Genomic DNA, 22,171 nt, shown 5'->3' with positions numbered 1-22,171 from the left:
AAAAAGATATTGAATGCAATACGGAGTTTGCCACTTAAGCATAGTACCGCTTCGCAGTTCAGCTTCAGATGAAAGTGAAATGGTATCTCAGATTCTTTATGGAGAATATTTTAAAATTTTAGAAGAACGAACTCAATGGAGCAGAATTCGTGTTGCATTCGATAATTATGAAGCCTGGATAAGTAATAAGCAGTTCCTTAAGATCCAGGAGGAACATTTTCTAAAACTAAAGAAAGCTAAACCTAAGTATTCTGCAGATTTAGTGAATTATATTACTGATGAGAATGGGCAGTTAATGCCTATTCCGTTGGGATCGGTTTTAAATTCTCTTGCATTTTTTAAGCACGTGTTTGAAGGGCACAGCGAAACTGATGAAAAACCAAAAGCGCACCTCATTGACACCTCACTTCTCTATTTAAACAGTCCATATACCTGGGGAGGAAAATCTCCGTTGGGAATAGATTCCAGTGGATTTACCCAAATGGTTTACAGATTAAATGGATATAAACTATTCCGTGATGCTGCTGAACAGGCTGGGCAAGGTGAGGCACTAAGCTTCATTGAAGAAAGTGAAGTTGGGGATCTTGCCTTTTTTGACGACAAAGAAGGATTTATTAATCACGTAGGTATTATTATGACCGACAATTACATAATTCACGCAGATGGGAAAGTAAGAATTGACCGGTTGGACCACTCTGGAATTTTTAACACCGAACTCCGCCGACATACCCATCAATTAAGGGTCATTAAAAAGATTATATAAAAAAGACCGCTGTTTCCAGCGGTCTCTTTAAACATTTATTTTTATAAAAGAATTATTGTTGTAATTCTTCCAATTTCTCTTTCATTACCTGAGCTTTTTCCTCTTCATCCAGGGCACTAAAGATATTCATCGCAGTTCTGATAATTTCAACATTCGTAGGATCATGCTCAATAGCATCCTCAAGGTAAGGAATTACTTCTTCGTAAACTTCCAAACGCTCTGCTTCAAGCTCTTCGTAACGCTTGTTGTCTTCTTTGCTCATTCCCAATTGATTCATTTGATCAATAATCTCTCTCTCTTGAGCTAGAATTGCAACTACTATATTCATTCTTGCTTCTGACATATCAGGGTCAAGCTCGAGGGCTTTCTCGTAGTACTCAATAGCTCCTTCTGTATCGCCTAATTCGGCAGTAGTTACACCAAGGTTGTAATAAACAGCAGGATCATCAGAGCTTTTCTCAAGAACCTGTTTCATTAACTCATTATATTTTTCTTTATTACCCATTTGGTAATACATATCAGCTTCAGCTTGAATTAACATTACATTGTCAGGGTTCTCGCGTTTAGCATCTTCCATAGCTTCGATGGCCTCATCCATTTTCTCCTGGCTGATATAAATAAGAGCAATGTTTTTAGCGATTTCACCTTTTTTAGAAGGAGATTTTCTGTCTTCAGGATCTGTATACTCATCGGTTTTTACCATAAGGTCACGTTGTTCCTTTGGCATAGCTTCCTGTTCTCCGGTCTCAACGTTGGTGGCAAGGTATTCTACCTCTGCCCCGTCAAAACCTAAATCCCTTAGTTCTTTATAGTATTCCAGAGCAGTATCATAATCCTGGGCATTCAGAGAATTTGCAGCAGCATAATAAAGATACAGCGTATCCTGAGGATTTAATTCATAACTGGTAAGGAGTTTCTCCGAAGCGCTTTTGTAGTTCTCAGCATTTTGATCTTCCACTGCACTTTGTACCAGGCTATTTCTAACATTTAATATACCTTCCTGTGCTTCAGTACTTCCCATATCAGCGGCTTTTTGGAAAGCTTCAGATGCGATTAGCATATCATCAACACTTACATTTTCACCGGTTCCAAGATACGCTTGACCTTTATAAAGATAAAATCTTTCCTTCCATTTATCATTAGCATCGGCTAACAGGGGTTCTGCCTTTTTTATTTCAGCTTTGGCCTCAGTGTAATTACCATCTTCCACCGCGTTTCCGGCGTTTCTAATCTCACTTTTTTGAGCAACCGCTACCAGGGTAAATAATGAAAGGGCTACTGTTAAAATATTAATTTTCATTTTTGATTTGGTTTTATATTTAATTTATTCTTCACTATCCTCAGCAATAGTTGTGCCATTGGTATCTGGCTTAGTAGGTTCAGGTGTTATGGCGTCTTCCATATGCTCTACATCATCTTCATCATGGAGCACTTTTGCCACCGCTGCAATAGAATCATCACCTTTTAAATTGATAAGTCTAACCCCCTGGGTTGCACGTCCCATAACCCTTAAATTAGCGACTTCCATCCTTATAACAATTCCGGATTTATTAATGATCATAATATCATCCTCATCAGAGACATTTTTAATCGCGACTAAATTTCCGGTTTTTTCGGTAATAGAAATGGTCTTTACTCCTTTTCCTCCTCGATTTGTTATTCTATAATCATCCAGGCTGGAGCGTTTTCCATAACCGTTTTCTGAAACTACCAGGATATCAGAATTAAAGTCTTCTACTGAAATCATTCCTATAACTTCGTCATCCTTATCGGCAAGCGTGATACCTCTTACCCCTGAAGCATTTCTACCCATAGGACGGGTTTTACTTTCTTCAAACCTGATGGCTTTTCCGCTTTTTATTGCAAGCATAACCTGGCTTTCTCCATTGGTAAGTTTAGCCTCCAGTAATTCATCATCCTCTCTAATTGTAATGGCATTAATTCCATTGGTTCTCGGGCGGGAATACTGTTCCAGGGAAGTTTTTTTAACCTGCCCTTTTTTGGTAGCCATAATTACATAATGGCTGTTTACATATTCCTCATCTTTGAGGTCCTGAGTATTGATAAAAGCTTTAACCTTATCATCAGGATCTATATTGATTAAATTTTGAATTGCCCTGCCTTTTGAAGCCTTGCTACCTTCCGGAATTTCATAAACCCGCATCCAGAAACATTTTCCTTTTTGAGTAAAGAAGAGCATATACTGGTGATTGGTTCCTGCAAAAAGATATTCCAGGAAATCCTCATTTCGGGTGGTAGATCCTTTTTGGCCAACTCCACCCCTATTTTGAGTTTTGTATTCAGTAAGGGAAGTTCTTTTAATATAACCGGCGTGGGAAATTGTGATTACCACCTGCTCATCCGGGATCATATCTTCTATACTTAGATCTCCTCCTGAATATTCAATTACAGAACGACGTTCGTCGCCATATTTTTCCTTTACCTCCAGGAGTTCATCCTTAATAACCTGCATACGGCGTTCTTTACGTGCCAAAATGTCTTTTAGGTCATCTATTGTTTTAAGAATCTCATCATATTCTGCACGAAGTTTGTCCTGCTCCAGTCCGGTAAGTTGTCTCAATCGCATCTCTACGATAGCTCTGGCCTGAACTTCGGTTAATTCGAACTTATCCATTAATTTCCCCCTTGCTTCTTCAGCATTTCCGGAGGCTCTGATAAGGGCGATAACCTCATCAATATTATCTGAAGCTATTATGAGACCTTCAAGGATGTGAGCACGATCTTCGGCTTTTTTCAGTTCAAATTCAGTCCGTCTCACCACCACCACGTGACGGTGCTCTACGAAATGATGAATAATGTCCTTTAAGTTAAGCAACTCAGGACGACCATTTACCAAGGCAATATTATTTACACTGAAGGAAGATTGAAGTGCAGTATGCTTATATAATGTATTTAAAACAATATTTGGAATAGCATCTCTTTTTAACTGATAAACTATGCGCATCCCATTACGGTCTGATTCATCCCGTATAAGGGAAATACCTTCTATTTTCTTTTCATTAACCAGGTCGGCTGTTTTCTTGATCATATCAGCCTTATTTACCTGATAAGGAATTTCGGTAATCACAAGAAATTCTTTACCGTTAATTTCTTCCAAAGAAGATTTAGCCCGGAGAACAACACGGCCCTTCCCTGTCTTAAAAGCTTCCCGAACTCCATCATAACCATAAATGGTTCCTCCGGTTGGGAAATCGGGGGCTTTTATATGCTCAATTAGTTCATCGATCTCAATATCATGATTTTCTATATAGGCTATAGTACCGTCAATAACTTCAGTTAAATTATGAGGGGCCATATTAGTTGCCATTCCTACTGCAATCCCACTGGCTCCATTTACCAAAAGATTGGGAATTCGCGTTGGAAGAACCACAGGTTCTGAAAGAGAATCGTCAAAATTCAGTTGGGTATCAACCGTGTTTTTATCAATATCAATAAGCATATCTTCGCTTATCTTCCGCATACGGGCTTCGGTATAACGCATCGCAGCAGGGCTATCGCCATCGACTGAACCAAAGTTACCCTGGCCATCTACCAACATATAGCGCATGCTCCAGTGCTGAGCCATCCTAACCATTGTATCATAAACTGAGGAATCGCCGTGAGGGTGATACTTACCTAAAACTTCCCCAACAATCCTGGCAGATTTTTTATAGGACCGGTTTGAAAGTACACCAAGTTCATGCATCCCGAATAAAACCCGGCGGTGTACCGGTTTTAATCCATCACGCACATCGGGAAGAGCACGTGACACAATGACCGACATTGAATAATCAATGTAAGCCGACTTCATTTCGTCTTCAATGTTGATAGGAATTAACTTTTCTCCTTCAGCCATATTATAAGTTTATTTTAGTTCTCAAATCTAACGTGCCAATTTACATATTTTATCTCTGTTGAACGGCTCTTTCAGGCGGATATTACCTATATTTTATTAACAAATTTTTAGTGGAGTTTCGTTAATAAGTTCCTTACTTTCCATTTTGATAAGTGAAAGTAATTTTGTCAATTAGCTTAAGACTCCCCAAAAGGTATGATTTTTGAAAGTTTGAGTTGAAATAACAGAGAGAAAGGAAGATAAAGATGGATGATAATTTTTCCCCAAGAGTAAAAGACGTTATCGCTTACAGCAAAGAGGAAGCTCTTAGGCTGGGGCATGATTTTATAGGAACCGAGCATCTTATGTTGGGTTTACTCCGTGATGGCGACGGTAAGGCCATAGATATTTTAAATGCAATGGATATAGATCTTAGCCACCTAAGAAAAAAAGTTGAGATCCTTAGCCCTGCCAATCCTAACACAGGTGGCCTGTCTAACGACAAACGGAATCTGCATTTAACAAGACAGGCTGAAAGGGCATTGAAAACAACATTTCTGGAAGCAAAACTATTCCAGAGTTCCTCAATAAATACAGCCCACCTGCTGCTTTGCATTTTAAGAAATGAAAACGACCCCACCACCAAGCTTTTAAACAAATTAAAGATCGATTATGATGGGGTTAAAGACCAGTTTAAATATATGATCGCCAGCGACGAGAATGACTTTACAGATAGCCCTTCGAGTGCTTTTTCTGATGAAGACAGCGGCGCAGACGATGCTACAAAAGACAATCCGTTTAGCGGCAGCGGTACAGGTGGACCGGGTAAAACCTCCAAGAAATCAAAAACGCCGGTTCTTGATAACTTCGGAAGAGACTTAACCGCACTTGCCGAAGCCGATAAATTAGATCCCGTTGTTGGACGTGAAAAAGAAATCGAAAGGGTTTCCCAAATACTAAGTAGACGCAAGAAAAACAACCCTCTTTTAATAGGTGAACCGGGTGTAGGTAAATCGGCTATTGCTGAAGGGCTTGCATTGCGAATCATTCAAAGAAAGGTATCAAGAATTCTTTTCGATAAAAGAGTGGTAACTCTCGATTTGGCCAGCCTGGTAGCAGGTACAAAATACCGTGGTCAGTTTGAAGAACGTATGAAGGCCGTAATGAACGAGCTGGAAAAGAACGATGATATTATCCTCTTTATAGATGAAATTCACACCATTGTTGGTGCCGGTGGCGCCACAGGTAGCCTGGATGCCAGCAATATGTTCAAACCCGCGTTGGCTCGTGGTGAAATTCAATGTATTGGAGCAACCACTTTGGATGAATACAGACAATATATTGAAAAAGACGGGGCCTTAGAGCGTCGTTTTCAAAAGGTCATCGTAGAACCAACTACTGTAGAAGAAACCATAGAGATCCTTAATAATATCAAGGATAAATATGAAGATCACCATAATGTGGTTTACACTCCGGAAGCAATTGACGCCTGCGTGAAATTAACCAACAGGTATATGACCGATAGATTTCTACCAGACAAGGCTATTGATGCTTTGGACGAAGCGGGCTCGCGGGTTCACATCACAAATATCAATGTACCAAAACAAGTTCTTGACCTCGAGAAAAAACTGGAAGAAATTAGAGAGAAGAAAAATTCTGTGGTGAAAAAGCAGAAATATGAGGAAGCTGCCAAATTAAGAGATGATGAGAAAAATCTTGAAAAAGAGCTTCAGCTAGCCCAGGAGCGTTGGGAAGAAGAATCTAAAAAACACAAGGAAACGGTTAGTGAAGATGATGTTGCAGATGTGGTTTCTATGATTACAGGTGTTCCGGTTAACAGGATCGCTCAAACCGAAAGTAATAAACTGGTAGAATTACCTAAAAAGATAAAAGGAAAAGTAATTGGGCAGGACGAAGCAGTAGCCAAGGTGGTAAAAGCCATTCAGCGTAACCGTGCTGGTCTTAAAGACCCAAATAAACCAATTGGATCATTCATATTCCTGGGGCAAACCGGGGTTGGTAAAACCCAATTGGCAAAAGTGCTTGCCCGCGAACTGTTTGATAATGATGATGCCCTCATCAGGATTGATATGAGTGAATACATGGAAAAATTCGCTATATCTAGATTGGTTGGTGCACCTCCTGGATATGTAGGCTATGAAGAGGGCGGACAACTAACCGAGAAGGTACGCCGTAAACCTTATGCAGTAATATTGTTGGATGAGGTAGAAAAAGCCCACCCCGATGTATTCAATATGCTATTACAGGTGCTTGATGATGGGTATTTAACCGATAGTTTAGGACGAAAAATAGACTTCAGGAACACCATTATTATAATGACCTCTAATATTGGAGCAAGAAAATTAAAAGATTTCGGTCAGGGAGTTGGTTTCGGAACTGCTTCACAGCGTTCTCAGGCAGATGATAATACAAGAAGCGTTATCGAGAATGCTCTTAAAAAAGCATTCGCGCCAGAATTCCTTAACAGAATTGATGATGTGGTTATCTTTAACTCGCTTGAAAGAGAAGATATCCATAAGATCATCGATATAGAACTTACTAAATTGTATGAAAGAATTGGCGGATTAGGTTATAATCTTAAGCTAAGTGACAAAGCCAAAGACTTCATTGCCGATAAAGGATTCGATAAGCAATATGGGGCGCGGCCACTCAACAGAGCAATTCAAAAGTATATTGAAGATGCTCTTGCTGAAGAGATCATCACTTCAAAAATAGCTGAAAGTGATACCATTTATATGGATCTCGATGAAAAGAAAGACGAGCTTACCATTAAGGTTGAAAAACCGATTAAGGAAACTAAGTCTTAAGAAGAACAAACTGAAAGCAAAAAGCCGTTTGATAACTCAAACGGCTTTTTTATTTCCGGCTCTTAAGCTTTTTATTCGAAAAGAACTTCAGATGGAATTCTATAAGAATTTAAAAACTCCTTTGCTTTTTTAATATGTGGCGCCATCGTGACGTCCTCTTTTAAAATGGGAACTTCTTTCCTGAATGCTGAAATAAAATCATGAAGAATTTCCGAAGTTATCGCAGGTTCTCTGAAATGAAGTGCCTGTGAAGCATTAAAAAGTTCAATTGCCAGAACCGTATTTACATTTTCAATGATTTTAATCATTTTAGTCGCGCTGTTTGCCCCCATACTAACGTGATCTTCCTGACCATTTGAGGAAACAATAGAATCCACCGAAGCTGGTACAGCAAGTTGTTTATTCTGACTCACAATACTGGCTGCTGTATATTGAGGAATCATAAATCCGCTATTTAGACCCGGATTTTCCACAAGAAATTGGGGGAGGCCACGTGAACCAGACACCAGCTGATAGGTTCTTCTTTCAGAGATATTGGCCAGCTCAGCCATTGCTATAGCTAAATAATCCAGGCCAAGGGCCAGCGGCTGTCCGTGAAAATTACCGCCGGAGATTATTTTATCTTCCTCAATAAAAATATTAGGATTATCGGTAACTGAATTAATTTCAGTTTTAACAATCTTTCTCACAAAACCTAGAGTATCCTTAGTAGCTCCGTGTACCTGAGGCACACATCTGAAGGAATATGGATCCTGAACATTATCTTTTTCTTTCCGGGCAATTTCACTTCCTTCCAGGAAATGTCTAATCCTTTCTGCCGTTTTCACCTGCCCTCTATGAGGCCTAACCAAGTGCACCAATTCATCGAAAGGTGACATATTACAGTCGAAACCATCCATGGACACCGCACTAACCTTATCTGCCAGGTAAGATAATTTAAAAGCCTGAAGTAATCCGAATACCGCGTGGGCACTCATAAACTGGGTGCCATTTAAAAGCGCAAGTCCTTCTTTGGATTCCAATTTTAAAGGCTTCCACTCCATTTTCCTTAACATTTCTGCAGCGGTTATTTCTTTTCCTCTGTGATATACTTCACCCTCACCTATTAATGGCAAAGCAAGATGTGCCAGGGGTGCCAGGTCACCTGATGCTCCCAAAGACCCCTGCTCAAAAATCACAGGCAGAATATCTTCATTATAAAAATCAAGAAGGCGCTCTACTGTTTCCAAAGCTACCCCCGAATGCCCATAACTTAAAGATTGTATCTTGAGAAGCAACATCAGTTTTATTATGGGCTTCCCTACTCTGTCTCCTGTACCACAAGCGTGAGATTTTACCAGGTTTTCCTGTAATTCAGTAAGTTTTTTAGAAGTGATCTTTACATTACATAAAGCTCCAAAGCCTGTATTAATCCCGTAAATAGGCGTATCACTTTCCTTAATTTTTTTATCGAGATAAGCTCTGGACTTTTTGATATTTAATACAGACTCATCGCTTAAAACCAATTTTTTATTAGTCTCCAATATATCCTGAATCGTAGCAAGATTTAATACGGCGGAACTAATATAATGATGAGTTTGCATGAATTTTTAAATTTATAATTGAGAGGTCAAAAATCTAACATCTGTTAAAGTATTCCAAATAAACTTAGCTGAATTTTATCATTTAATGATGTAATCTACTATTTAAGCATTAAGTTTCAATCTCAATTAAGGTTCTCTTCTTCTCTGAATAATTCGAGAAAAGCACCACCCAAATTATTGGTGATCTCGCCTGCGGTTATAGCCTCATAACCCATTTTTTCTGCGGCCAGATCTCCTGCTAAGCCGTGAAGATAAACCCCGAAAACCGCAGCAATCACCGGATCGTATTTTTGCGACATCAGCCCGGAAATTACACCCGAAAGAACATCCCCTGCTCCGGCCGTAGACATCCCTGCATTACCGGAATTATTAATGAAGATTTCCTCTTTGCTAAAGCAGAAGCTGTGAGCCCCTTTTAAAACAAGAATTACATTATATTTATTTATAAACTTCTGAACCTTTTTGATTTTGTGATTGTCATCATCCCACTTTCCGATAAGGCGTTCGAGTTCTTTGGGATGAGGGGTGAGAACAGATCTTTCTGGTAGCAGGTCCAGTAGCGCTTTATTTTTGGATAGCATATTTAAACCATCGGCATCAATTAGCATTGGAAGTTTGGTTTCTTTTAGTAATTTTTCGAAAGCGTTAAGCGCAGCATCGCCTGTCCCCGCCCCCATTCCGAAGCAAATGATATCGGGCTCAAAATCTATTTTTATCTCGCTTAAATGTTTCTTCTGGTTATCGGTAATCACCATGGCTTCAGGCAGAGCCGTTTGAATAATCTCATAACCACATTCAGGACTAAAAACACTGCAGAGCCCGGCGCCGGTTTTAAGCGCTGCAGTTGCAGAAAGCACGATACTACCTATTTTCCCATAACTACCACCAACAATCAGGGTATGGCCGTAATCTCCTTTATGGGAATTCTTTTTCCTGTTTTTATATAAAAGACGGGCCTGTTCTTTTCCTATTAACCGTGCGTTGGTATTGGTTTTAGCCAGAAATTCCCTATCCAAACCTATATCCAGAACCTGGAATTCGCCCACATAATCCATTGTCTGCGGAAGGAAAAAAGTAAATTTGGGACTCTGAAAAGTAAGTGTAAAATTAGCTTTTATGATCCCGGCCGTGTTTCCGGGCACCTGTTCAGCATAGAGACCAGACGGCATATCTATGGATAAAATAAACGCACCGCTTTTATTTATATGCTCTACCAATGCACTTACCCAACCTTCTATAGGACGGTTTAGGCCAATTCCAAACATCGCATCAATCACAAAATCACCTTCTTCTATCTTCGGAAAATCATTCTGATTTTTAATTAGTACAGGCCAATCTTTGGTTATATTTTTAAACCTATCATAATTAATTAAAAAATCTCTCGAACGTTTTTCACTGTAGTTCACTATAAAGACTTTCACCTTATACCCGTGCTCCAACAACATTCTGGCTATCACAAGGCCATCTCCTCCATTATTCCCTATTCCGCAAAATATTTTGATTTCGATATCGCTACCCTCAAGCCTGGAGTGAATTTGATTAAAGACCAATCCGGCGGCACGCTCCATTAAATCGGTACTCGAAATATTCTGGTTTTTAATGCTTAAGCTATCTGCTTTTTGTAATTGTTCGGCACTATATATCTTCATATAAATAGAATTGCTTACACTAAAATACACATATTATAAGGGGGAATATTGGATAATTAATAAAAAAATACAATTCATCTTTTTTTCAGTGAGAATTCAATAAATTTGCTCAAATTTTAAGAAAATGAAAGAAATCGCCCTTGATGCCATCCATAAATCTTTAAATGCTAAAATGGTTCCTTTTGCCGGTTATAATATGCCGGTTTCCTATGAAGGAGTTAACATCGAACATCAAACCGTACGTGAAAAACTTGGAGTTTTTGATGTTTCACATATGGGAGAATTTTTAATTTCCGGAGATAAAGCACTAGACCTTATTCAGAAAGTTTGTTCCAATGACGCCTCTAAACTTACCGATGGCAAAGCGCAATATACTTGTATGCCTAACGAATCGGGAGGGATTATAGACGATCTTATTGTATATCGTATCAATGAAGAAAAGTACCTGCTTGTGGTAAACGCTTCCAATATCGAAAAAGACTGGAATTGGATCTCGCAGCATAATACGATGGATGCTACAATGAGAGATATGAGCGATGAGCTTTCGCTACTAGCTATCCAGGGACCCAAAGCGGCTGAAGCCATGCAAACACTTACCGATATAGATCTTCAGAATATGAAGTTTTATACCTTCGAGGTAGCTGAGTTTGCTGGTGCTGAGAAAGTAATCATCTCGGCTACTGGTTATACAGGAAGTGGTGGATTCGAGATATATTTTAAAAATGAAGATGCCGTAGAGATCTGGGAAAAAGTGATGGCCGCAGGAAAAGATTTCGGCATTAAGCCAATAGGCCTGGCTGCCCGTGATACTTTACGCCTGGAAATGGGCTTCTGTCTTTATGGAAATGATATAGACGATACTACCTCGCCTATTGAGGCCGGACTGGGCTGGATTACGAAATTCACTAAGGATTTCGTTAATTCAGAAAATCTTAAAAAAGAAAAGGAAGAAGGTCCAAAACGTAAACTAATCGCTTTTGAACTTGATGAGCGAGGTATCCCAAGACAGGGCTACGATATTGTAGATGAAAATGGCAAGGTTATTGGCCATGTAACTTCGGGTACTATGTCACCATCGTTGGAAAAAGGAATTGGGTTAGGTTACGTCCCAGCCGATGTAGCAGGAGTAGGAAATAAGATTCAAATTCAAATTAGAAAAAAAGCCGTTCCAGCCACCCAGGTGAAATTACCCTTTTATAAAGGATAACTATTTGGAAAAAATATTGATTTTAGGAGCAAGCGGCTTTATAGGCAATGCCTTATATAAAGAGCTATGCTCCTATTTTGATACCTATGGTACGTATTTTACTGATAATCCAAGCCTGGAGAAAAATCAGCATTTTTATCAATACGATCTGGAAACCGAAAATATTGATATCCTGCTTGAGAATATTCAGCCCACAATTATTATTTCTGCGCTTCGCGGAAATTTTAATGCTCAGATAGCAGCTCATTTCACTATTATTAATTACCTGCAACATCATAAATCCAGGCTGATCTTTATTTCTTCGGCCAATGTTTTTGATGCCTTTACTAATTTTCCATCTTACGAATACGATAAGACCTTATCCCAAAGTATTTACGGAAGATTCAAGATCAAGATTGAAAATGCACTGTTAAGACTACCGAATGAAAAATATAATATTCTTCGGTTGCCTATGGTTTTTGGGCAGGATTCCCCACGAATAAAGGATCTTAAAAATATGCTTTATCTGGGCGAGGCCATAGAAGTTTTCCCCAATGTGGTTATTAATGTTACCGAAGCAGAACATTTCGCAAGGCAGGTTCATTATATAATAAACCGAAAGAAAAATGGCGTTTTTCATCTGGGAAGCAGTGACCTAGTTCATCAAAAAGATTTTATTGAAGAAGTATGTCATACCCTGGGCTATCCCAACCCTCTTTTTAAAAACGTCTATGACTCCAATAACGACCGATTTCTTGCCGTTCTCCCCAAAGATAATTTGCTTCCAAAAAACCTGGAACTAAGTGTACAACAGGTTGTAAATGCCTCTATAAAGGTTTGATTGCAAATAATGCGAAAAATATCGGGTTGTTCCCGCCGTGTTACTTAATTTTAGACATTTAACCATAAAATACTCTAAAATGAAAAAATTAAATAACGAAGAAATAAACAGAAAACTGGAAGATTTCGATGGGTGGACCTATACTAAAGACGCGATCCACACCTCTTTTCAGTTTGATAATTTTAAAGACGCTTTTACAGTAATGACCCGCATAGCCTTTGAGGCCGAAGCCCTTCAACACCATCCCAATTGGGGAAATGTTTATAACGAGTTAGAGATCTCCCTCAGCACCCACGATGCCAAAGGGGTCACCGAAAAAGATTTTAAACTCGCCAGAGCGATAGAAGACATTGTAGAATCAGCTTAAAGAAATATAAGCATAAAGGGGAACTTGAGAACATTCCGGATTTTTATTGGAAGCTTTTTTATATTTTTACCCCGATTTTTATTCAGAAAATAAATGGGAAGAGCATTCGAATTTAGAAAAGCACGAAAGATGAAGCGCTGGTCGGCAATGGCCAAAGCTTTCACTCGTATTGGAAAAGATATTGTTATGGCTGTTAAAGAAGGCGGCCCAGATCCCGATACCAATGCAAAACTGCGGGCAGTGATCCAAAACGCGAAGAGCGTTAATATGCCCAAGGATAACATTGAACGCGCTATTAAAAGAGCCAGCGACAAAAGCCAGGGCGACTATAAAATTGTGCTCTTCGAAGGTTATGCTCCACACGGAATTGCAGTATTGGTAGAAACAGCCACAGATAATAATAATCGTACTGTGGCCAATGTCCGCTCTCACTTCAATAAATGCGATGGGAATCTTGGAACTTCAGGCTCGGTGGAATTTATGTTTGACCACACCTGTAATTTCCGGGTAGATGCTGAAGGTCTTGATGTAGAGGAGATGGAACTTGAATTTATTGATTTTGGTGCTGAAGAGGTATTCCAGGATGAGGACGGAATTCATATTTATGCACCTTTCGAACAATTTGGCGCTATACAAAAAGAACTGGAAAAGCGTGAAATTGAGATTCTTTCGTCAGGTTTTGAGCGTATCCCGCAAGTTACCAAAAAACTTACTCCTGATGAAGCTCAGGATGTTGAGAAACTCCTGGAAAAACTGGAGGAAGATGAAGATGTTCAAAATGTCTACCACACAATGGAAGAAAACGAGGAATAAACTCGAATTCTTCAAAAATAACAAGGGCTGTTCTTTTTAAAAAAACAGCCCTTTTTTTATACCGATCTTAATAAATCTAAAATTCCTTACGATCGTGTTTTGTCGGATGGCCTTTTCTTCTGCGTTTTTCTTCCCGTAATAAAGATAATTCCCTACCAGTCTGACCTTTCACAGAAGTGTTTTCCTGAGCTCTACGCAAAAGGTAAGGCACCACATCCCTTACTGGTCCAAAAGGCAGTAGCTTGGCTGCATTATACCCCTTCTTTGCCAGGTTATAACTTATATGGTCACTCATCCCATATAACTGGCTAAACCAGATACGATCATCGTCTAAAGGAAGGTTTTTATCTTCTATTACCTGCAGGGCCAGGTAATTACTTACCTCGTTGTGGGTACCAATAAAAAGCTCAATTTCGTCAAGGTGAGCAAGACAGTATGACATTATACTATTAAAGTTTACGTCGGTAGCCTCTTTGTTCTCGCAGATTGGGGTTACATAGCCGTGCTTCTTAGCTCTGGCATTCTCTTTCTCCATATATGCACCACGAACAATTTTAGCGCCTACTTTAAAACCTTCGGCTTTTCCTTTTTCGTGCAGGTCTTTCAGATAGTCCATCCTGTCCCAGCGGTAGCATTGAAGCGTATTAAAGATAATAACCTTTTTCTTATTATACTTGCGCATCATCTCTTCCATAAGTTCATCGGCAGATGTTTGCATCCAGCTTTCTTCAGCATCGGCATAAAGACGAACATTGTTATCATAGGCTGTTTGGCAAAGTGTATTTACACGCTCTTTAACACGGTCCCATTCTTTTTGTTCAGCTTCACTTAAATTTATTCGTTCACTGGTTTTTTCCCAGATCGCAAAACGGCCAATCCCTGTAGGTTTAAACAAAGCAAAAGGCAACTCCTCACGCTCTGCAGCATATTTAATAAGATCTAATTTTTTGTTTAAAGCAGAGTCAAACTGCTCTTCGGTTTCTTTTCCTTCAACGGAATAATCGAGAATACTATGAAGTTTCTTCTCGTACATTTTATTGGTTAAGGGTTTACAATCTTCTTCAGTAATCCCACCACAAAATTGTTCAAAAACGGTTTTTTTTATCAAGCCTTCGATAGGTAAGTGTAGTTTTAACGAAAGGTTGGTAAGAAAAATCCCTGCGTTCACCAAAGTTTGCCGGTTCATCATACTAAAAAGGAAAACGGCACGGTCCAATTCTAAATCAGATTTTAATTTAAAAGCGGTTTTGGTATCATTAAATATTTTTCTTCTTATCATGTTATTAGAATTCTTATAACAAAGATAAAACAGAAGGTTTGATTTTTTTGAATATTTCTGCTTATTTTCGGAGCTTCTTTAAAGATGTTTAAAACCTTATTAATTATGGCAAAAATGGCAATTGGTGCCCCTGTTTTCTACAGGGAAAATGCCTACGAAAAACTCACTACTTATCTGGACGCAAACAAGGCGTCAAAAATTTTTATTCTGGTTGATTCCAATACCCATAATTTTTGCCTTTCCTCCTTTCTTACAAGGCTCACAACAGAAATACCTATTGAAGTTATCGAGATGGAAGCCGGTGAAACTCATAAGAATCTGGAAACCTGCAGCCAGATCTGGAATGTGCTTTCTGAATTGGGGGCCGACCGGAAAAGCCTCGTTTTAAACCTTGGCGGTGGTGTGGTTACAGACCTTGGTGGCTTTGTGGCTTCTTGTTTTAAACGTGGAATTCCCTACATAAATATTCCTACAACGCTTTTGGCTATGGTAGACGCTTCGGTGGGAGGAAAAACCGGTGTGGACCTGGGAAATCTTAAAAATCAAATTGGAGTGATTAACAATGCCCAAATGGTTTTAATAGATTCCGGTTATCTAAAAAGCCTTCCTGCCAATGAGATGCGCAGCGGCCTGGCCGAAATTTTAAAGCACGGCCTTATTAAGGATGAGGGTTACTGGAATAAATTAACAGCCCTTTCAGAACTGAATCTGGAAGACCTTGATGAAATAATTGAAGAATCTGTTAACATTAAATCTGAAATTGTAGCCCGTGATCCTGAGGAAAAAAATCTTCGAAAGACCCTTAATTACGGGCACACGCTGGGACATGCCATTGAATCTTATTTCCTAACTCACGCTACTAAAACCAGGCTGCTACACGGTGAAGCCGTTGCGATTGGAATGATCCTGGCAACATTTATTTCATCAGAATTAAAAAGGTTTCCTATTGAAAAAACGCAGAAAATTACCAGGTACATACTTGACATGTATGGGAAAGTAGAATTTGAGAACAAGGATATCACAGAAATAATCGATTTAATGAAGTATGATAAGAAAAACGAATTCGGAAAAATAAATTTCGTCCTGCTGGAAGACATTGGAAAACCTCTCCTTGACTGCCTTGTACCCAATGAGGTAATCATTACAGCATTCGATTTTTATAGAAAAGCTTGATTTTTAAAAAATTAATAGTTTTATTTAAAATATAAATCAGACATTTTTTTTGTTATTATTGCAGAAACCATTCTAGCTATGAAAAGAATAATTGTTGATTACAAAAAGCTTACACCAGAAATACTTAGTCTACTTGTGGATAAGTATCCCGATGGATATGATGACGACCAGGTGATCTCGTTTAAAAATGCAAAGAATGAAACGGTTGATGCTGTTGAGGTTAAGACCGATGATACCGTGTACCTGGTGAAAGTGAGCACGCGTCTTGAAAATACGATGGCCAATTTCGATGAGGATGATTATGAGGATTCAGATTTTAACGAGCCTATAACTGAAATTCCCGAAAAAACCGCAGAAGTTGAAGAAGACGATGCCGAAGATGATCATTAATTTCGAACTATAAATGAAGAGGCCGTCCAAAAATCACTTTTAGACGGCCTCTTTTCTTTTTCATAGCAATCTCAATCCCTATGCGTGTTGCTTATCGTGTTTGCCTTCCTTAATCTCTTCAATGATTTTGCTATTAAAAGCTGGTAGATCATTAGGATTTCGGCTGGTGACAAAACCTTCATCAACAACCACTTCTTTGTCTACCCAATTAGCGCCGGCATTTTTCAGGTCGGTTTTAATAGAATTGTAAGAGGTCATAGTTCGACCTTTAACCACATCAGCTTCTATCAGAGTCCATCCTGCATGACAGATTGCTCCAACTGGTTTTTTCTGTTTAAAGAAATCCCGTACAAATGTCAGTACGTCTTCGTCTCTTCTCAAAGTATCGGGATTCATAACTCCACCTGGAAGTACAAGTCCGTTATAATCTTTAGCACTCACTTCTTTAACAGTATGGTCTACCTTTACTTCACCACTCCAGTCTCCATCGGTCCAGCCTTTGATCTTTCCTTTTTCAATGCTAATGATATCCACTTTGAAGCCTTCTTTTTCCATAGCTTCCTTTGGAGATTTCAATTCAGATTCCTCAAATCCATTTGTAGCTAAAATTGCAACTTTCTTTTCCATAATATTATCTTTTTTCGGTTTCACTCAAAGATAAACATCACAAATGCTAATGGGTATTAAGGCCATTATAAAAAAACGAAGGTCTAAAGTTAAACTTTATTAATAATGCCGAGTATAGCCATTTAATTTTCTGCTGAATCCTTCTTATCTTGATTCTTCCTTTCTTCCTTCTGTTCCAGGTTGCTCTGAAGAGTGTCAATGATCTCTTTTTCCTCCTCAAGCTGAATCCGCTTCTGCTCCAGTTTTTCCATTTCCTGATAAATCGCAGGTTCGCCATATTTATTCGGCACCACTTTTTCATTTTTATATAAAGCATACTGAACGGTAAACTCTGCTCCGTAGAAAAGTATGAGACAGGTATAATAAACCCATAAAAGAATCAATACTACTGAAGAGGCCCCACCGTAAACAGAGGCCGGTTCACTACTTCCAAAGTAAAATCCAAGTAATTTTTCTCCTATAAGAAACAGTATAGTGGTTAAAGCTGCTCCCAGATAGGTGATACGCCACCTTATTTTTATATCAGGAAGCAATTTAAAAACGGCAGCAAAAAGAGTGGTGACAATTAAAAATGAAATAAGAAAATTAATAACATCAACCATAAACCCGGTTATCCCGGGTGCGAACTGGTCTATATGATCGCTTAAAATAGCCAGCATGGCAGAAATAACCATAGAAACCAGCAAAAGCAAGCCAATTACCAGGACCATTCCGAAGGAAATAACCCTGTCCAAAATTAATTGCATAAAATTGGACTTTTTAGCTGCCACATTCCAGATATTATTCATCGCTTTCTTTAGCTGAAAAAATACTCCGGTAGCACCAAATAGTAACAAACCAATCCCGAAGATAATTGCCCAGGTAGAATCTCCTGAAAGGGCAGCATTGGTAACGATAGCTTCTATAGCCTGTGCTGAATCCTGACCAATAAACTCCCCTATTTCATCTGTAATACGCCCCTGAACATCTTCCCGCTTAAAAAAATAACTCGCAATTGTTACCACAATGATAAGTAAGGATGGTAAAGAAAAAAGTGTATAATATGCGATGGTAGCACTTCTAGCGTAAGGTTCATTGCGATTCCAACTGAAATATGCCTTTTTCAGTAAACTAAATAAGGTCTTTAGAAATTTCATATCAGGTACTTTTCCTTCAAATGCTCCAGATGATGAATGGTATGTCCTATGGTTATAAAGCCTATGGCTCCGGCGCTGGTAGTGTTATTATTCACCATTCCTTTTCGTTGAAGCATTTCTTCAGAAAAGCTCATATAAAGATCAATACCCGAGCTTCTTACATTTTTAAATTCTGTTTTAAGGCTTTCCAGATCCCGACGGTTTGCATCAGATTCAGGTACATAGGCATCGTGATCAAATCCGGGAAGAGATGTTCTGTCATTCCTGGCTATGCAAAGGGCCCTGTACTGGAAAATGCGCTCCACGTCTATCATATGCTGAAGTACTTCTGCCAGGGTCCATTTTCCAGCGGCATAACTAAAACCTAGTTTTTCCGGAGTAATAATACTAAGCACTTCCCGAAGATCTTCTTGATTTTCCTTAAGTAAACTCCCCAGCGTCTTATCGCCAGGAAGTTTATCTATATAGGTTTGATAAAATTCGTGGTAATCTTCTTTATTTAAATCTGAAACTTTCATTACGCGGAGTTTCTACTTGCATTAATATTACCATATAAAGATCGGGTAACCATCTTTTCATAGACCTCAAGCAATTCTTCAGAAGCTTCACCCTGCCTTTGTAATTCCTGCACTTTCCGTAAAGCATGCTGCTGAATGGTTAGTAAAGGTAATACGATGCGTTCCCGGGCCTGAATTGAGGCTTTTCCTGCTGGTTGATTTTCCAGTAATTCTTTGTAACCGGTAACCTTAAGCAGCATTCTTTTCGTACGCTCATATTCTTCATAAATCAGCTGCCAGAATTCTCCGAATTGCTCATCATCTTTCATATAAGAAGTTAAAGCAAAGAATGACTTAGTAAGACTCATCATACTGTTTTCCAGTAAGGTCTTAAAAAATATTGAATTATCGTATAGGTGTTTCACTTTATCAAATTCTCCTTCTTTTTCGTAATGTTCCATCGCAGAACCTACGCCAAAAAATCCGGGAACATTTTGTTTTAACTGACTCCAGCTTCCAACAAATGGGATCGCTCTTAGATCGGATAAGTTTAGCTCTGCAGATTTATTTCTTTTCGAAGGGCGACTACCTATATTGGTTTTCGCATAATATTTCAGCGTACTCATTTGCTCCAGGTAAGGAATAAATTTTGGGTGCTGTTTGAAATCAGTATATGTTGTATAACTAATTTCCGCCAGATTATTCATCGTTCTTCTATCCTCTTCTGAAAGGGTATTTTTGCCTTCGCTTAAAATTTCGTTAGAAACCCCTGAACTCAGCAACTGTTCCAGATTATAGCGACAGCTATCCTGGGTACCAAAATTAGAACTAATAGTTTGTCCTTGCACCGTAAGCTGAATTTCTTCATTTTCTATGCCTGGTCCCAAAGAAGCGTAAAACTGGTGGGTTTTTCCTCCTCCTCGAGCAGGTGGCCCTCCCCGACCATCAAAGAAAACTACTTTTATATCGTATTTTCTTGAAATCTCGGTAAGCATTTCCTTAGCCTTATATATACTCCAGTTAGCCATTAGGTAACCCCCATCTTTAGTTCCATCGCTAAAGCCAAGCATAATAGTCTGCTTGTTTCCGCGTCGCTTAAGATGTTCTTTATAAACCGGATTATTATAGAGTACTTCCATTACTTCATGTGCCTTCCGAAGATCGGGCACAGTCTCAAACAATGGAATAATATCTACCGATGGCTTCTCCCATCCACATAACCTCATAAATGCAAAGGGCTGTAAAACTCCCTGTACGCTTCCACAGTTACTTATAATATATCGGTTAGCTCCATTTTCTCCATTGGTTTGCTGGATGCTTTGCATCGCATACATCGAAGACAAGGTAGCCTTAGCCATCCCTTCTTCCAGATTCTCCGGATCTATATTCCCCTCAACATTAGTTAAGGCGTCAATTTGTTCCTCCTCAGTTAAATCGAAATAATTTTTTCCGAAGATATCAGGTTTATATTGTTGAAGCTCCTCCAGAACTTCAATGTGTTTACTGGAATCCTGACGGATATCCAAAGTGCCAAAATGGTACCCAAAGAGATTGATCTTATTGAGAAGATCATCAAATTCCTCTAAAAACAAAGACTGATGTTTACCTATAACAATACCTCTGATTTTATGTAACTTAGACTTCAGTTCTTCAAGTGATATTTTAATCTTTCCTGTTTTAGAAATAGCGCTGGCATACAGCTTAGGTTCTATTTCAGAAATGATCTCATCTACCTCGCTAAAGGTCAGGCGGCGTTTTAATTTTCTTAGATCCCGGTAATAATTAAGAAGGATCGTAGAGCGGAGCCTTTTAGCAACCTTCAGGGTAATTTCGGTGGTTACAAAAGGATTTCCGTCCCTGTCTCCTCCTGGCCAGAATCCCAGATTGATAACTTGATTTCCAGGATCTTCTCCCTCAAAAATATTCTGCTGAATATAATTATAGATCTGACTTACACTCTGGTAAAATACATTCTCAAAATACCAGATAAGGCTTACTGCTTCATCGTATGGCGAAGGTTTCTCTTTCTTAAAAAACGGGGTTTTACCCAGTTGCGCCAGTAGGTTTTTTATTGTGGTTAGGTCGTTTTTTTGAACTGCTTTATCCAGATCGGTAATGATTCCCAACACTGCGCCAGGATAAAACTGTGTAGGGTGTGCAGTAAGGGTAGGTCGCACCTTAAAGCGTTTTAAATAATCCCTAAGCTCAGAGGTTTTATTGGCCGCTTCAGCTTCCTCTTTAACATTCCTAAGAGTTCCGTGCCCATCCATATTATTAACTACAGGAAAGGAGGCATCTTCAATAGCGTCAAACAATACTACCTGTCTTTCTATATATTGAATAAACCTAAAGAGCAGGTCTATTTTTCCATTTTCAGAAGGATCTTCCTGATATTTATTAAAAAAGGTTTCAATTATTTCTGAAGGATTTTTGTTCTCGGCAAAACCGGCTTCACAAATCTCCTGAAACAAGGGCAACAAAGCTCCTGTTTTCTTAATATCATCAAAGGGTAAGGTTAGAAAAATGCTATTATAAACCTGGTATTTTGCGAGTACACTTTCATTAAATCTTTCCAGTTTAGGTTCTCTATGCATAATCTTATTTGGTGTTTAATTAAATTTATAAAAAAACCCCTTAAACAGAGAAGCCTAAAGGGTTTTTAGTAAAAGTTTAGGACACTCTACAAATTTTGAAAAATTGAGTGCATTAAACGTTTTTTGTCGTTTAGACTCTCTTCCAGAGAGATCATAGTCTCGGTTCTGTAAACTCCCTCGATATCATCTAATTGAAAGATAATCTCTTTTGCGTGTTGTGTATTTCGAGCCCTGATTTTACAAAAAACATTGAATTTCCCTGTAGTAACGTGAGCTACTGTTACAAATGGAATTTCGTTTATTCTCTCTAAAACAAATTTTGTTTGAGAGGTGTTTTTAAGGAATACACCTACGTAAGCGATAAAGGCATAACCCAACTTTTTATAGTCCAGTGTTAGGGATGAACCCGTTATAATCCCTGCTTCTTCCATCTTTTTCACTCTTACGTGAACGGTTCCGGCCGATATTAATAATTTCTTGGCAATATCGGTAAATGGAGTCCGGGTATTCTCGATAAGCATATCAAGAATCTGGTGGTCTGTTTCGTCTAATTTAAACTTGGCCATTTTTCAATCTCTTTTTTTTAATGAAGTTCAAAATTAATACAAAA

At 38.8% G+C, this 22,171-nt stretch carries 18 protein-coding genes; 8 read left to right on the top strand and 10 right to left on the bottom strand.

Annotation, left to right across the window (positions count from 1 at the left end):
- The first annotated feature begins 13 nt into the window (after positions 1-13).
- Entirely contained in the window at positions 14-763 is a 750-nt protein-coding gene (locus tag BM266_RS05570) for a C40 family peptidase (protein WP_093406943.1), read from the top strand.
- A 52-nt stretch (positions 764-815) separates the two neighbouring features.
- Here the strand turns inward: BM266_RS05570 and BM266_RS05565 are convergent, their stop codons facing one another.
- Together BM266_RS05565 and gyrA are read right to left on the bottom strand one after the other, a co-directional pair.
- Positions 816-2,063, bottom strand: a complete 1,248-nt coding sequence (locus tag BM266_RS05565; protein WP_093406941.1) for a tetratricopeptide repeat protein — start codon at positions 2,061-2,063, stop codon at positions 816-818.
- Positions 2,064-2,087: 24 nt separating this feature from the next.
- Positions 2,088-4,619, bottom strand: coding sequence for a DNA gyrase subunit A (gene gyrA, locus BM266_RS05560; protein ID WP_093406938.1), 2,532 nt, complete (start codon positions 4,617-4,619; stop codon positions 2,088-2,090).
- Positions 4,620-4,864: 245 nt separating this feature from the next.
- Here gyrA and BM266_RS05555 point away from each other — a divergent pair, with 245 nt between their 5' ends.
- Entirely contained in the window at positions 4,865-7,426 is a 2,562-nt protein-coding gene (locus tag BM266_RS05555; protein WP_093406936.1) for an ATP-dependent Clp protease ATP-binding subunit, read from the top strand.
- A 71-nt stretch (positions 7,427-7,497) separates the two neighbouring features.
- On the opposite strand, the gene hutH is transcribed toward BM266_RS05555, so the two are convergent.
- Both hutH and BM266_RS05545 read right to left on the bottom strand, forming a co-directional pair.
- Positions 7,498-9,009 carry a histidine ammonia-lyase gene (gene hutH / locus BM266_RS05550; RefSeq protein WP_093406933.1) on the bottom strand — a complete coding sequence of 504 codons (1,512 nt, stop codon included), beginning with the start codon at positions 9,007-9,009 and terminating at the stop codon, positions 7,498-7,500.
- A gap of 122 nt (positions 9,010-9,131) precedes the next feature.
- Positions 9,132-10,658, bottom strand: a complete 1,527-nt coding sequence (locus BM266_RS05545) for an NAD(P)H-hydrate dehydratase (protein WP_093406931.1) — start codon at positions 10,656-10,658, stop codon at positions 9,132-9,134.
- Between the two features lie 124 nt (positions 10,659-10,782).
- On the opposite strand from BM266_RS05545, the gene gcvT reads away from it, so the two are divergent.
- The 4 genes from gcvT to BM266_RS05525 all read left to right on the top strand — a co-directional run bounded on the left by gcvT (position 10,783) and on the right by BM266_RS05525 (position 13,865).
- On the top strand, positions 10,783-11,865 hold the full coding sequence (gene gcvT / locus BM266_RS05540) for a glycine cleavage system aminomethyltransferase GcvT (protein WP_093406928.1): 1,083 nt from the start codon (positions 10,783-10,785) through the stop codon (positions 11,863-11,865).
- 4 nt (positions 11,866-11,869) lie between these two features.
- Positions 11,870-12,685 carry a sugar nucleotide-binding protein gene (locus tag BM266_RS05535; protein WP_093406925.1) on the top strand — a complete coding sequence of 272 codons (816 nt, stop codon included), beginning with the start codon at positions 11,870-11,872 and terminating at the stop codon, positions 12,683-12,685.
- A 79-nt stretch (positions 12,686-12,764) separates the two neighbouring features.
- A complete protein-coding gene (locus BM266_RS05530; RefSeq protein WP_093406923.1) occupies positions 12,765-13,052 on the top strand; it encodes a 4a-hydroxytetrahydrobiopterin dehydratase in 288 nt (95 codons plus the stop codon).
- 93 nt (positions 13,053-13,145) lie between these two features.
- The gene (locus BM266_RS05525; RefSeq protein ID WP_093406921.1) at positions 13,146-13,865 is read left to right on the top strand and encodes a YebC/PmpR family DNA-binding transcriptional regulator; all 720 of its coding nucleotides are present in this window, start codon (positions 13,146-13,148) and stop codon (positions 13,863-13,865) included.
- Between the two features lie 76 nt (positions 13,866-13,941).
- On the opposite strand, the gene BM266_RS05520 is transcribed toward BM266_RS05525, so the two are convergent.
- Positions 13,942-15,144, bottom strand: coding sequence for a proline dehydrogenase family protein (locus BM266_RS05520; RefSeq protein ID WP_093406919.1), 1,203 nt, complete (start codon positions 15,142-15,144; stop codon positions 13,942-13,944).
- Positions 15,145-15,249: 105 nt separating this feature from the next.
- Here BM266_RS05520 and aroB point away from each other — a divergent pair, with 105 nt between their 5' ends.
- Positions 15,250-16,317, top strand: a complete 1,068-nt coding sequence (gene aroB / locus BM266_RS05515) for a 3-dehydroquinate synthase (RefSeq protein WP_093407205.1) — start codon at positions 15,250-15,252, stop codon at positions 16,315-16,317.
- 78 nt (positions 16,318-16,395) lie between these two features.
- On the top strand, positions 16,396-16,707 hold the full coding sequence (locus BM266_RS05510; protein WP_093406916.1) for a hypothetical protein: 312 nt from the start codon (positions 16,396-16,398) through the stop codon (positions 16,705-16,707).
- A 78-nt stretch (positions 16,708-16,785) separates the two neighbouring features.
- On the opposite strand, the gene BM266_RS05505 is transcribed toward BM266_RS05510, so the two are convergent.
- The 5 genes from BM266_RS05505 to BM266_RS05485 form a co-directional block, all read right to left on the bottom strand.
- On the bottom strand, positions 16,786-17,334 hold the full coding sequence (locus BM266_RS05505) for a type 1 glutamine amidotransferase domain-containing protein (protein ID WP_093407203.1): 549 nt from the start codon (positions 17,332-17,334) through the stop codon (positions 16,786-16,788).
- Positions 17,335-17,456: 122 nt separating this feature from the next.
- Positions 17,457-18,470: a YihY/virulence factor BrkB family protein gene (locus BM266_RS05500; protein ID WP_093406914.1), complete on the bottom strand. Its 1,014-nt coding sequence runs from the start codon at positions 18,468-18,470 to the stop codon at positions 17,457-17,459.
- Entirely contained in the window at positions 18,467-18,988 is a 522-nt protein-coding gene (locus BM266_RS05495; protein ID WP_093406911.1) for a DinB family protein, read from the bottom strand. The genes BM266_RS05500 and BM266_RS05495 overlap by 4 nt, the downstream gene beginning before the upstream one ends.
- Positions 18,988-21,561, bottom strand: coding sequence for a phosphoenolpyruvate carboxylase (locus BM266_RS05490; protein WP_093406910.1), 2,574 nt, complete (start codon positions 21,559-21,561; stop codon positions 18,988-18,990). Before BM266_RS05490 ends, BM266_RS05495 begins: the two co-directional genes overlap by 1 nt.
- Positions 21,562-21,647: 86 nt before the next feature.
- The gene (locus tag BM266_RS05485; RefSeq protein WP_081211670.1) at positions 21,648-22,127 is read right to left on the bottom strand and encodes an Lrp/AsnC family transcriptional regulator; all 480 of its coding nucleotides are present in this window, start codon (positions 22,125-22,127) and stop codon (positions 21,648-21,650) included.
- Between the last annotated feature and the right edge of the window lie 44 nt (positions 22,128-22,171).

It is taken from the genome of Salegentibacter flavus, assembly GCF_900115145.1.
GTDB lineage: Bacteria > Bacteroidota > Bacteroidia > Flavobacteriales > Flavobacteriaceae > Salegentibacter > Salegentibacter flavus.
The sequence above is the reverse complement of the archived record's forward strand: the minus strand, read 5'-3'. Positions and strand labels throughout refer to the sequence as shown.